Origin of the sequence: Pseudomonas sp. 10C3 (assembly GCF_036346185.1) — a bacterium.
In the GTDB taxonomy this organism is placed as follows: Bacteria; Pseudomonadota; Gammaproteobacteria; order Pseudomonadales; family Pseudomonadaceae; genus Aquipseudomonas.
The window spans coordinates 1-13,302 of record NZ_JASJVE010000047.1 but is presented as its reverse complement, the minus strand read 5'-3'; the positions used below and the strand labels follow the sequence as shown (position 1 = coordinate 13,302).

General features: G+C 59.0%; 7 protein-coding genes. All 7 read left to right on the top strand.

Going from position 1 to position 13,302, the window contains the following annotated elements; genetic code table 11:
- The first annotated feature begins 307 nt into the window (after nucleotides 1-307).
- The 7 genes from pilQ to hemE all read left to right on the top strand — a co-directional run bounded on the left by pilQ (nucleotide 308) and on the right by hemE (nucleotide 13,224).
- Nucleotides 308-2,395 (top strand): type IV pilus secretin PilQ, encoded by a 2,088-nt coding sequence (gene pilQ, locus QN399_RS25850; protein WP_322277904.1) that lies wholly within the window; start codon nucleotides 308-310, stop codon nucleotides 2,393-2,395.
- Nucleotides 2,396-2,399: 4 nt separating this feature from the next.
- Nucleotides 2,400-2,918 (top strand): shikimate kinase AroK, encoded by a 519-nt coding sequence (aroK, locus tag QN399_RS25845; RefSeq protein ID WP_322177457.1) that lies wholly within the window; start codon nucleotides 2,400-2,402, stop codon nucleotides 2,916-2,918.
- A 129-nt stretch (nucleotides 2,919-3,047) separates the two neighbouring features.
- Nucleotides 3,048-4,151 carry a 3-dehydroquinate synthase gene (gene aroB / locus QN399_RS25840; RefSeq protein ID WP_322177458.1) on the top strand — a complete coding sequence of 368 codons (1,104 nt, stop codon included), beginning with the start codon at nucleotides 3,048-3,050 and terminating at the stop codon, nucleotides 4,149-4,151.
- Between the two features lie 9 nt (nucleotides 4,152-4,160).
- Entirely contained in the window at nucleotides 4,161-5,771 is a 1,611-nt protein-coding gene (locus QN399_RS25835) for an AAA family ATPase (RefSeq protein ID WP_330201891.1), read from the top strand.
- Nucleotides 5,772-6,128: 357 nt separating this feature from the next.
- On the top strand, nucleotides 6,129-10,574 hold the full coding sequence (gltB, locus tag QN399_RS25830) for a glutamate synthase large subunit (protein WP_322177460.1): 4,446 nt from the start codon (nucleotides 6,129-6,131) through the stop codon (nucleotides 10,572-10,574).
- 32 nt (nucleotides 10,575-10,606) lie between these two features.
- Nucleotides 10,607-12,025: an FAD-dependent oxidoreductase gene (locus tag QN399_RS25825; RefSeq protein ID WP_219063559.1), complete on the top strand. Its 1,419-nt coding sequence runs from the start codon at nucleotides 10,607-10,609 to the stop codon at nucleotides 12,023-12,025.
- A 131-nt stretch (nucleotides 12,026-12,156) separates the two neighbouring features.
- Entirely contained in the window at nucleotides 12,157-13,224 is a 1,068-nt protein-coding gene (hemE, locus tag QN399_RS25820) for a uroporphyrinogen decarboxylase (RefSeq protein ID WP_219063558.1), read from the top strand.
- Nucleotides 13,225-13,302 lie beyond the last annotated feature (78 nt).

Here is a 13,302-nt window from a genome sequence, read left to right as displayed (position 1 = left end):
AGATGTGTATAAGAGACAGTGGTGGTGGTGGTGGCGTTGGTGTGTACCGCATGAAAGTCGGTGATTATCTGGGGCGCAATCATGGTCGCATCGTTTCAATCAGCGACTCGCAGGTCGATGTCGTCGAAATAGTGCCTGATGGCGAGGGTGCATGGCTCGAACGGCCACGCAGTATTTCCCTCAAGGAACGCTCATGAGCGAGATGTGCGAACACGCAGTATTGCCGAGCGCAGTAGTTTTCACTCGTCCGGTGACGGACGGGGCCAGCATTTACAACACCCTCGGGTCAGCACAACGGAAATTGATAATGACTAGGATTTTCTCGGTTGTCGGCATTTCGCTATGGATAGCGATGGTTTCGCCGATGCTCCAGGCGGCTAACTTGAAAGCTCTGGATGTCGCCGCTTTGCCAGGAGATCGGGTCGAGTTGAAGCTGACCTTCGACGGACCAATCCCCGCGCCGCGCGGCTATACCACTGAGCAACCCGCACGTATTGCTCTGGATTTGCCCGGTGTGACCAGCCAACTGGCGACCAAAAGTCGTGATTTGGGCGTGGGCAATGCTCGCAGTGTGGTGGTGGTCGAGGCCAAAGACCGCACGCGGGTCATTATCAATATGACGGTGCTTGCGCCCTACAGCTCGCGGGTCGAGGGTAATAACCTGTTCGTGGTCGTGGGTCAGGGCGCAGCCTCTGCTCAGGGGATCAAGCCAGGCGCGGCGCCCACGTCTGCACGGGTTTCAGTTCCGGCCGCAGCACCTGCCAGGCCCTATGTTGCCGTGGGAAAAGCGATCAAGAACATCGATTTCCAGCGCGGTGAGTTGGGGGAAGGTAACGTCATCATCGAACTGAGTGACCCAGGCATCGCCCCGGACATTCAGGAGCAAGGTGGCAAAATCCGGGTCAATTTCGCGAAAACCCAGCTCCCGGACCCCTTGCGCGTTCGGTTGGATGTCAAGGATTTCGCCACGCCTGTGCAGTTCGTCAATGCCAGCGTAGCGGGTGACAAGGCCAGTATCAGCATCGAGCCGACTGGCGCGTTTGATTATTCGGCCTATCAGACCGATAACAAACTGACCATCAGTGTGCGGCCGTTGACGTCCGAAGACCTGGATCGTCGAAATGCAGACAAGCCGATCTACACCGGAGAAAAGCTGTCGCTGAACTTCCAGGACATCGACGTTCGCTCGGTCTTGCAGCTGATTGCCGATTTTACCAACCTCAATCTGGTGGCCAGCGACACAGTGCAGGGCGGGATCACCTTGCGCTTGCAGAACGTGCCGTGGGATCAGGCGCTGGATCTGGTACTGAAAACCAAAGGACTGGATAAACGCAAGATCGGCAATGTCCTGTTAGTCGCGCCTGCGGATGAAATCGCCGCTCGCGAACGTCAGGAACTGGAGTCGATGAAGCAGATTGCCGAGTTGGCGCCGTTGCGCCGCGAGCTGCTGCAAGTGAATTACGCCAAGGCGGCCGACATCGCCAAGCTGTTCCAGTCGGTGACCAGCGCTGAGACCAAAGCCGATGAGCGCGGCTCGATCACCGTCGATGACCGGACGAACAACATCATTGCCTACCAGACTCAGGACCGTCTCGATGAGCTGCGCAGGATTGTTTCGCAGCTGGATATCCCCGTGCGACAGGTGATGATCGAGGCACGCATCGTCGAGGCCAACGTCGATTATGACAAGGCGCTGGGCGTGCGCTGGGGAGGTTCGAGCAATCGCAGCGGTAGCAACAATGCGACTGTCGGCGGCAAAGGTACGGTGACCGGCGCCAATGGTGTCGTCACTAACTCCAACTCACCTTTCGTCGATCTGGGCGCTGCCAACGCGACGTCCGGGATCGGTATCGCTTTCGTGACCGATAACGTGCTGCTGGACCTTGAGTTGAGTGCCATGGAGAAAACCGGTAACGGTGAGATCGTTTCCCAACCCAAGGTCGTGACCTCCGATAAAGAGACCGCGAAGATCCTCAAGGGGACTGAAGTCCCGTATCAGGAAGCCAGTTCCAGTGGCGCGACGTCGGTGTCTTTCAAAGAGGCGTCGCTGTCCCTGGAGGTGACGCCGCAAATCACCCCTGATAACCGCATTATCATGGAGGTCAAGGTTACCAAGGATGAGCCGGATTACATCAATACCGTGCTGGGTGTACCGCCAATCAAGAAAAACGAAGTCAACGCCAAGGTGCTGGTGGCTGACGGCGAAACCATCGTCATCGGCGGTGTTTTCTCTAATACGCAGAGTAAAATCGTCGACAAGGTGCCATTTCTTGGCGATGTGCCGTATGTTGGCCGGCTTTTCCGGCGTGACGTTGTTTCAGAGAAAAAATCCGAGCTGCTGGTATTCCTGACTCCGCGTATCATGAACAACCAGGCGATTGCTGTGAGTCGTTGATTCTGTGCGAAATTTGATACTTGTTGGACCGATGGGGGCGGGCAAAAGCACCATCGGTCGCTTGCTGGCCAAAGAGCTGCGACTACCGTTCAAAGATTCCGACAAGGAAATTGAGCTGCGTACCGGCGCCAATATCCCGTGGATTTTCGATAAGGAAGGCGAGCCGGGCTTTCGCGACCGCGAGCAGGCGGTGATTGCTGAGCTGTGCGAGTCCGATGGTGTCGTGCTGGCGACCGGTGGTGGCGCAGTGATGCGCAGTGAAAACCGTCAGGCGCTGCATGCCGGAGGGCGTGTGGTGTATTTGCACGCCTCGGTCGAGCAGCAGGTCGAACGTACAGCCCGTGATCGCAATCGGCCGTTGCTGCGTAACGCCGATCCGGCACGGGTATTGCGCGATCTGCTGGCAATCCGTGATCCGCTCTACCGGGAAATCGCCGATCTTGTGGTGGAAACCGATGAGCGGCCGCCGCGGATGGTGGTGCTGGACATCCTTACGCGTCTGGCCGAGCTTGCTCCTCGTTAATGTGCGCGTCGAAATGCGCTATCCTCCGGCACATTAAGCCCGCGCCGCAGCGTGGCGTAAGGCCATGATTTTATAACCAGAATTCAGCGATGGCGCGACACGCGCACTTGTTAAACAACGTGGGGACACATGCAGACACTTAAGGTCGAGCTTGGCGAGCGAAGCTATCCGATTCACATTGGCGAAGGCTTGTTGGATCGGCTTGATCTGCTGGCGCCGCACATCGCCGGACGACAAGTGGCGATTGTTTCCAATGCGACTGTCGCGCCACTCTACCTTGAGCGATTGACTCGCACGCTGAGCACTTACAACGTGCTGCCCGTAGTGCTTCCCGATGGCGAAGCCTTCAAAAACTGGGAAACCCTGCAAACCATTTTCGATGCCTTGCTCACCGCTCGGCATGACCGCCGTACCACTGTTATCGCCTTGGGTGGCGGGGTGGTGGGCGATATGGCTGGTTTTGCTGCGGCCTGCTATCAGCGCGGCGTGGATTTCATCCAGGTGCCCACCACCTTGCTGTCCCAAGTGGATTCGTCGGTGGGTGGCAAGACCGGCATCAACCATCCGCTGGGCAAGAACATGGTGGGTGCGTTCTATCAGCCCAATGTGGTGCTGATTGATACGACGACGCTCAATACCCTGCCTGCGCGCGAGTTGTCGGCGGGGCTGGCTGAGGTCATCAAGTACGGCCTGATCTGCGATGAGCCGTTCCTGACCTGGCTGGAAGAAAATGTCGATCAGTTGCGGGCCCTCGATCAGGCGGCCCTGACGGTTGCAATCGAGCGCTCCTGTGCGGCCAAGGCCGCGGTGGTGGGCGCCGATGAGCGAGAGACGGGGGTGCGCGCGACGCTTAACCTGGGTCACACCTTCGGCCACGCTATCGAAACCCACATGGGTTATGGCGTCTGGCTGCACGGTGAAGCCGTGGCGGCGGGTACGGTGATGGCGCTTGAGATGTCTGCGCGTCTCGGCTGGATCACCCAGCAAGAACGTGATCGCGGGATTCGTCTGTTCCAGCGCGCCGGGCTGCCAGTCGTGCCGCCAGAAGAGATGACTGTGGATGACTTCCTCGAACACATGGCAATTGACAAGAAGGTGATCGATGGTCGCTTGCGCCTGGTCCTGCTGCGGCGGATCGGCGAAGCCGTTGTGACTGCCGATTATCCAAAAGAAGTATTACAGGCCACGCTGGGGGCGGACTACCGCGCCTTGGTGGATCAGCTTAGAGGTTAATGAAAATCCATGACTAGTTTGCACGCCGACGAGGCCTTCCTCGGCCATTACCAGTTGAGTCATGACCCCTTTGCAACGCGGGTACCTGGCTTCAAGTTCTTCCCGGCTCAGCGCAAACCCGTGCTCGGTCAGCTTCATCACCTGGCGCGCTATAGCCAGTTGCTGCTTGTAGTCACAGGCCCGCACGGCAGCGGTAAAACGTTGCTGCGCCAGGCGCTGGTCGCCAGCACCAACAAACAATCGGTGCAGAGCGTGGTGGTTTCTGCGCGTGGCGCCAGCGACGCTGCAGGTGTCATGCGTCAGGTCGCTCAGGCCCTGAACGTGGTTCAGCCGGAAATGCGTGCGATCCTGTCTCAGGTCGTGCAATTGGCGCTGACCGGACAGGAGGTCTATTTATTGGTGGACGACGCCGAACAACTCGGCGAATCCGCACTCGAAGCTTTGCTCGGGTTGGCAGCAGGTACGCCTGAAGGTCGCCCGCATGTGTTCCTGTTCGGCGAGTCGTCATTGATCGACCGTCTGGAGCAGCTCAGCGCCGAGGAAGAGCGTTTTCACGTCATTGAGTTGCAACCGTACACCGAAGAAGAAACCCGCGAGTACCTGGCTCAGCGCCTGGACGGTGCAGGTCAAGGCATCGAGTTGTTCACGGCTGATCAGATCACCGATATCCATGAGCGCTCCGATGGTTGGCCGGGCGCGATCAACCAGGTCGCCCGCGATGCAATGATCGAAGCGATGATCGCCAGCCGCACTGCGGTCAAGCGTCCAAGTATGGGGTTCAAGATGCCGAAGAAACATGTGTTGGCTTTGGGTGCAGTAGTCGTGGTCGGGATAATGGCCGCATGGTTGATGCCAGGCCGTAGCAACAACAGCGCCACCGCGCCTGCAGCGCCGCCAGCGAATGCGCAAGCACAACTGCCACTGGGTCAGGGGCAGCCGACTGCTCAGCAATCGAATAATCAGGGTGGTCCGGCCATTGAGTTTGCCGGTAACTCGCAGCCGATGCCTTTGCCGTTGGTAGGTAAATCGCAGCCCGTCATGCGTGGGCCATTGGCCGAGGCAGCTGGCAATGCAGAGGATGATGAGCCGGGTCGCGCTGGCGGCACCTCGCGTCAGCCGCCTACAGTCACCACCACGGCTCCGCCAGTAGGTGTGCCAGCAGGCCCGGCACCGACTCCGGCGCCAGCCCGTCCGGCTGCAGCTGTTGCCGCTGCCAAGCCAGTAGCGCCAGTCGTCAAGCCAGCGCCCGTTCAGGTCGCGACAGCCAAGCCAGCGCCAAAAGTGGCGGAAAAAGTAACGGAAAAACCTGCTGCCTCCTCCGCGCCAGCCTCGGGTGGTAACTGGTACGCCGGTCAGGCGCCGGGCCATTATGTCGTGCAAATTGTGGGTACAAGCTCGGAAGCCGCTGCTCAGGCGATCGTTAAAGAGAACGGTGGCGAGTACCGGTATTTCAAGAAAAACCTGCAAGGCAAACCACTGTATGTAGTGACCTACGGTAACTTTTCTGACCGCGCTGCTGCCCTTGCAGCCATCAAGGTATTGCCAGCCAAGGTTCAGGCTGGTAAACCTTGGCCTCGTACTGTCGCCAGCGTCCAACAGGAACTGACTGCAACGCACTGAAGTCGCAGCGGCCTTATCCAGGCCGCCTGCACTGCTCCCCCGGAATATCGCATGTGCGTGCTGCTTTCGAGCAGCGCGCCTTGTGGTGTCTGCGTCCCGGACGTCATAAATGTTCTTGGGCTCGCAGGCCGGGCTCGTAAAAATGTTTTGACTAGCACATTATCTGGCCTTAAACCTTTCATTAATGCGACATAGATTTACGGCTGCTGGTCGTTAAGTTTGTGAGCTTTTGTGTCGATGTGTACAATGACCTCCCTTTTGCCCCCGCAAAGCTGGCATACGTTCGGCGCGGTTGGTAAGTGGTTGAATTGAAAAGAAATTTGCCTCGACAAGAGGCAGCCTGGTGAGAAAGTGTCTATGAAAGCAGGTCTGTACCATCCAGATGAATTCAAGGATAACTGTGGTTTCGGCCTGATTGCGCACATGCAAGGCGAACCCAGTCATAACCTGTTGCAAACGGCTATCGAAGCCCTGACCTGCATGACCCACCGTGGTGGGATCAACGCTGACGGCAAGACCGGCGACGGCTGTGGCCTGCTGATACAGAAGCCGGATGCATTCCTGCGCGCAATGGCCAGCGAACACTTCGGCATCGACCTGCCCAAGCAGTACGCCGTCGGCATGGTGTTCTTCAACCAGGACACCGCCAAGGCAGAAGCTGCGCGCGCGAACATGAATCGCGAAATCCAGGCCGCTGGCCTGCAACTGATCGGTTGGCGCAAAGTGCCGATCGACACCAGCGTACTCGGCCGCCTGGCCCTGGAGCGCCTGCCGCAAATCGAGCAGGTGTTCATCGGTGGCGAAGGCCTGAGCGATCAACAGTTCGCCATCAAACTGTTCAGCTCCCGTCGCCGTTCGTCGGTGTCCAACGCCGCAGACACCGATCACTACATCTGCAGTTTTTCGCACAAGACCATCATCTACAAAGGCTTGATGATGCCGGCGGACCTGACGGCCTTCTATCCGGACCTCAGTGACGAACGCCTGAAAACCGCGATTTGTGTGTTCCACCAGCGTTTCTCTACCAACACTTTGCCGAAATGGCCGCTGGCTCAGCCGTTCCGTTTTCTTGCCCACAACGGCGAGATCAACACCATCACTGGCAACCGCAACTGGGCGCAGGCCCGTCGCACCAAGTTTGCCAACGAGTTGATCCCTGATCTGGAAGAGCTCGGCCCGCTGGTCAACAGCGTGGGCTCCGACTCCTCAAGCATGGACAACATGCTTGAGCTGATGGTCACCGGCGGTATCGACCTGTTCCGTGGCGTGCGCATGCTTATTCCGCCTGCCTGGCAGAACGCCGAGACCATGGACGCCGAACTGCGCGCGTTCTACGAATACAACTCCATGCACATGGAACCATGGGACGGCCCGGCTGGCGTGGTCATGACCGATGGTCGCCATGCGGTCTGCCTGCTCGACCGTAACGGTCTGCGCCCGGCGCGCTGGGTCACCACCAAAAATGGTTTCATCACCCTGGCGTCAGAGATTGGCGTGTGGAACTACAAGCCTGAAGACGTTATCGCCAAGGGTCGTGTCGGCCCAGGGCAGATCTTCGCGGTCGACACCGAGACCGGTCAGATCCTTGATACCGACGCTATCGACAACCGCTTGAAGTCGCGCCATCCGTACAAGCAGTGGCTGCGCAAGAACGCCTTGCGCATCCAGGCGACGCTGGTCGACGACCAGGGCGTGGCCAGCTACGACACTGACCAGCTCAAGCAATACATGAAAATGTTCCAGGTCACCTTCGAGGAGCGTGATCAGGTGCTGCGTCCGTTGGCCGAACAGGGTCAGGAAGCCGTTGGCTCGATGGGCGACGACACGCCAATGGCCGTGTTGTCCCAGCGTGTACGTACGCCTTACGATTATTTCCGTCAGCAGTTTGCGCAGGTGACCAACCCGCCTATCGACCCGCTGCGTGAAGCGATCGTCATGTCGCTCGAGATCTGTCTGGGTGCCGAGCGCAACATCTTCCAGGAATCGGCTGAGCACGCTTCACGCGTGATCCTCAGCACGCCGGTCATTTCTCCGGCGAAATGGCGCTCGTTGATGACCCTGGATCGTCCAGGTTTCGAGCGTCATTTCATCGACCTCAACTATGACGAGAGCGTCGGGCTCGAAGCTGCGGTGCGTAACATCGCCGATCAGGCCGAAGAGGCCGTGCGTGCCGGCAAGACTCAGCTGGTGCTGAGTGACCGTCACATCGCGCCAGGCAAGTTGCCTGCTCACGCCGCGCTGGCGGTGGGTGCCGTGCACCACCGTCTGACCGAGTGTGGTCTGCGTTGCGACAGCAACATCTTGGTTGAAACGGCCACCGCTCGTGACCCGCACCACTTTGCAGTGTTGATGGGCTTCGGTGCGTCTGCGATCTACCCGTACCTCGCTTATGAAGTGCTGGCCGACCTGATCCGTACCGGTGAAGTCCTTGCGGACCTGGACGAAGCGTTCAAGTTCTACCGCAAGGGCATCTCCAAAGGGCTGCTGAAGATACTGTCGAAGATGGGCATTTCGACCGTCGCGTCTTACCGTGGTGCGCAGCTGTTCGAAGCCATCGGCCTGGCCGATGAAATCGTCAACCTGAGCTTCCGTGGCGTGCCAAGCCGGATCAAGGGTGCGCGCTTCGTCGACCTCGAAGCCGAACAGAAGCTGCTGGCCCTCGAAGCCTGGAGCCCGCGCAAGCCAATCCAGCAGGGCGGTCTGCTCAAGTTTGTGTATGGCGGCGAATACCACGCGTACAACCCAGACGTTGTCAGCACCTTGCAAGCCGCCGTGCAGCAGGGGGATTACAGCAAGTTCAAGGAGTACACCGCGTTAGTCGACAACCGTCCGGTGTCGATGCTTCGCGATCTGCTCAAGGTCACGACCCTCGATCAGCCGTTGGCGATTGAGGAAATCGAACCGTTGGAGAAAATTCTCAAGCGCTTCGACTCCGCCGGGATTTCCCTCGGCGCACTGTCGCCTGAGGCGCACGAAGCCTTGGCCGAAGCGATGAACCGCTTGGGCGCACGCTCTAACTCCGGTGAAGGCGGCGAAGACCCTGTGCGTTATGGCACGGTGAAAAGCTCGAAGATCAAGCAGGTGGCGACCGGTCGTTTTGGCGTTACCGCTGAATATCTGGTCAACGCCGAAGTGCTGCAGATCAAAGTCGCTCAGGGCGCCAAGCCCGGCGAAGGTGGTCAGTTGCCCGGTGGCAAGGTCAACGGTTTGATCGCCAAGCTGCGTTATGCGGTGCCTGGCGTGACCCTGATTTCACCGCCGCCGCACCACGACATCTACTCGATTGAAGACTTGTCGCAGCTGATTTTTGACCTGAAACAGGTCAACCCGGCGGCGCTGGTTTCGGTCAAACTGGTGGCAGAAGCGGGCGTAGGCACCATCGCAGCCGGTGTGGCCAAGGCTTACGCCGACCTGATCACCATCTCCGGTTACGACGGTGGTACCGGTGCTTCGCCGCTGACCTCGATCAAATACGCGGGCGCTCCGTGGGAACTCGGCCTGGCTGAAACTCACCAGACCCTGCGCGGCAACGACCTGCGCGGCAAAGTCCGGGTGCAGACCGATGGTGGTCTGAAAACCGGTCTGGACGTGATCAAGGCGGCGATCCTCGGCGCTGAAAGCTTCGGCTTCGGCACCGCGCCAATGATCGCCCTGGGCTGCAAATACCTGCGCATCTGCCACCTGAACAACTGCGCCACCGGCGTGGCGACGCAGAACGAGAAGCTGCGTAAAGATCACTACATCGGCACCGTCGACATGGTGGTGAACTTCTTCACCTTCGTCGCCGAAGAGACCCGCGAGTGGCTGGCCAAGCTGGGCGTGCGCACCCTCGAAGAACTGATCGGGCGTACTGACCTGCTGGAAATCCTGCCGGGCGAAACCGCCAAGCAGCAGCACCTGGATTTGACGCCGCTGCTGGGCAGCGACTATATCCCGGCGGACAAGCCACAGTTCTGTCAGGTGGAACGCAACCCGCCGTTCGACAAAGGCTTGCTGGCCGAGAAAATGGTCGAGATGGCCAAGCCTGCAATCGTCGGCCTCAGCGGCGCTGACTTCTCCATGGATATCTGCAACTGCGACCGGTCCATCGGCGCGCGGATTTCCGGTGAAGTCGCCAAGCTGCACGGCAACCAGGGCATGGCCAGGGCGCCGATCACGTTCCGTTTCAAAGGCACGGCCGGGCAAAGCTTCGGCGTGTGGAACGTCGGTGGCTTGAACATGTACCTGGAAGGCGATGCCAACGACTACGTCGGCAAGGGCATGACCGGCGGCAAGCTGGTCATCGTTCCGCCAGTCGGCAGCGCGTACAAGACTCAGGACAGCGCCATCATCGGCAACACCTGTCTGTACGGTGCAACCGGCGGCAAACTGTTCGCGGCCGGTACCGCTGGCGAGCGGTTTGCAGTGCGTAACTCCGGTGCCCACACCGTCGTTGAAGGCACGGGCGACCACTGCTGTGAATACATGACAGGCGGTTTCGTCTGTGTACTGGGTAAAACGGGCTATAACTTCGGCTCCGGTATGACCGGTGGTTTCGCCTACGTGCTGGACCAAGACAACACCTTCGTTGACAAGGTCAACCACGAACTGGTGGAAATCCAACGGATCAGCGGCGAAACGATGGAGGCTTATCGCAGCCACCTGCAACGCGTGCTGGCCGAATACGTCGAGGAAACCAATAGCGAGTGGGGTCGTCACCTCACCGAAAACCTCGATGACTATCTGCGTCGGTTCTGGTTGGTCAAGCCTAAGGCTGCCAGCTTGAAATCGTTGCTTTCCAGCACCCGTGCCAACCCGCAGTGATATGCGCCTGAAGTGTTTGATGAGGTTTTAACATGGCTGAACGTCTAAATAATGACTTCCAGTTCATCGAGGTCGGGCGCAAAGATCCGAAGAAGAAACTGTTGCGTCAACGCAAGAAAGAGTTCGTAGAAATCTACGAACCGTTCAAACCCCAGCAGTCGGCCGATCAGGCCCACCGCTGTCTGGGTTGCGGCAACCCGTACTGCGAATGGAAGTGCCCGGTGCACAACTTCATTCCCAACTGGCTCAAACTGGTGGCCGAAGGCAATATCCTGGCGGCTGCCGAGCTGTCACACCAGACCAACACCCTGCCGGAAGTCTGTGGCCGGGTATGCCCTCAGGATCGTCTGTGTGAGGGTGCCTGCACCCTCAACGACGGTTTTGGTGCGGTCACCATCGGTTCGGTGGAGAAGTACATCACGGACACCGCGTTCGCCATGGGCTGGCGCCCAGACATGTCCAAGGTCAAAGCGACCGGCAAACGTGTTGCGGTGATCGGTGCCGGGCCTGCGGGCCTGGGGTGTGCCGACGTGCTGGTGCGCGGTGGCGTGACCCCGGTGGTGTTCGACAAAAACCCGGAAATCGGCGGTTTGCTGACCTTCGGCATCCCGGAGTTCAAGCTGGAAAAAAGCGTGCTGAGCAATCGTCGCGAAGTTTTCACCGGCATGGGTATCGAGTTCCGCCTCAATACCGAAGTCGGCAAGGACGTCACCATCGATCAACTGCTTGAAGAATACGATGCTGTGTTCATGGGCATGGGCACCTACACCTATATGAAGGGTGGCTTTGCCGGTGAAGACCTGCCAGGCGTGCACGATGCACTGGATTACTTGATCGCCAACGTCAACCGCAATCTGGGCTTCGAAAAGGCGCCGGAAGATTTCGTCGACATGAAGGGCAAGAAGATTGTGGTGCTCGGCGGTGGTGACACCGCGATGGACTGCAACCGCACCGCGATTCGCCAAGGCGCCAAATCGGTGACCTGTGCTTATCGTCGCGACGAAGCGAACATGCCCGGCTCGCGTAAAGAAGTGAAGAACGCCAAGGAAGAAGGGGTGAAATTCCTCTACAACCGTCAGCCAATCGCTATCGTTGGCGAAGACAAGGTCGAAGGCGTGAAGGTGGTCGAGACCCGTCTTGGCGAGCCAGACGCCCGTGGCCGTCGCAGCCCCGAGCCAATCCCGGGCTCCGAAGAGATCATCCCGGCCGATGCCGTGGTCATCGCATTCGGTTTCCGTCCAAGCCCGTCGTTGTGGTTTGAGGAATTCAGCATCCAGACTGACAGCCAGGGCCGCGTGATTGCTCCGGAACAGGCGCAGTTCAAGCACCAGACCAGCAACCCGAAAATCTTCGCCGGTGGCGATATGGTTCGCGGATCTGACTTGGTGGTGACTGCGATCTTCGAAGGCCGAAATGCCGCCGAAGGAATCCTGGATTACCTGGGTCTGTGATCACCCCGACAGGGTGGCGCGACCTCTGATTCCTGCGACAAATCGCCTCGATACATAAAAGGCACGGCTCATGCCGTGCCTTTTGCGTTGCGCTCTGAGAAAATACCCGCACTTTTTAACCGGATGCCGACATGACTGCCCTGAAGAACGACCGTTTCCTTCGTGCCCTGCTCAAGCAACCCGTCGACGTCACCCCTGTGTGGATGATGCGTCAGGCCGGTCGCTACCTGCCGGAATACCGCGCCAGTCGGGCCAAGGCCGGTGATTTCATGAGCTTGTGCATGAACCCGGAGTTCGCGTGCGAAGTCACCCTGCAACCGCTGGACCGCTATCCACAACTGGACGCGGCGATCCTGTTCTCCGACATTCTGACCATCCCCGACGCCATGGGCCTGGGCCTGTACTTCGAAACCGGGGAAGGTCCGCGCTTCAAAAAAACCGTCTCCACCCTGGCCGATATCGAAGCCCTGCCGATTCCTGATCCGCAGAAAGACCTGGGCTATGTGATGGACGCGGTCAGCACCATCCGCCGTGAACTCAACGGCCGTGTGCCGCTGATCGGGTTCTCCGGCAGCCCGTGGACCCTGGCGACCTATATGGTCGAAGGCGGCTCGTCGAAAGACTTCCGCAAGTCCAAGGCCATGCTCTACGACAACCCGCAAGCCATGCACTTGTTGCTGGATAAACTGGCGCAGTCGGTGACCTCGTACCTCAACGGCCAGATCCTCGCGGGTGCGCAAGCGGTGCAGATCTTCGACAGTTGGGGTGGCAGCCTGTCAGACGCCGCGTATCAGGAGTTCTCCCTGGCCTACATGCGTAAAATCGTTAGCGGTCTGATCCGTGAACACGACGGGCGCAAAGTGCCGGTCATCCTGTTCACCAAAGGCGGCGGTCTGTGGCTTGAAAGCATCGCCGATGCGGGTGCTGATGCCTTGGGTCTGGACTGGACCTGCGACATCGGAGAAGCCCGTCGTCGCGTCGGCAACAAAGTCGCGTTGCAAGGCAACATGGACCCTACCGTGCTTTACGCTAACCCTACAGCCATCCGCGCCGAAGTCGCCCGCATCCTCGCCCGCTATGGCAGCGGCACCGGACACGTCTTCAACCTCGGTCACGGCATTACCCCTGAAGTCGACCCGGTCAATGCTGGCGTCTTCATGGAAGCTGTGCATGAGTTCTCGGCGCAGTATCACCAGTAAGCTGACTGCGGCCGCTTAGCGACCCATCGCGGGCAAGCGCGCGCCTACAAACCTGTAGGCTGTCTCTTATACACATCT

What these genes read in the sequence shown, in the direction of transcription:
- pilQ (WP_322277904.1), top strand. Translation starts at nt 308, where the DNA reads ATGACTAGGATTTTCTCGGTTGTCGGCATTTCGCTATGGATAGCGATG.
- aroB (WP_322177458.1), top strand. Translation starts at nt 3,048, where the DNA reads ATGCAGACACTTAAGGTCGAGCTTGGCGAGCGAAGCTATCCGATTCAC.
- QN399_RS25835 (WP_330201891.1), top strand. Translation starts at nt 4,161, where the DNA reads ATGACTAGTTTGCACGCCGACGAGGCCTTCCTCGGCCATTACCAGTTG.
- gltB (WP_322177460.1), top strand. Translation starts at nt 6,129, where the DNA reads ATGAAAGCAGGTCTGTACCATCCAGATGAATTCAAGGATAACTGTGGT.
- QN399_RS25825 (WP_219063559.1), top strand. Translation starts at nt 10,607, where the DNA reads ATGGCTGAACGTCTAAATAATGACTTCCAGTTCATCGAGGTCGGGCGC.
- hemE (WP_219063558.1), top strand. Translation starts at nt 12,157, where the DNA reads ATGACTGCCCTGAAGAACGACCGTTTCCTTCGTGCCCTGCTCAAGCAA.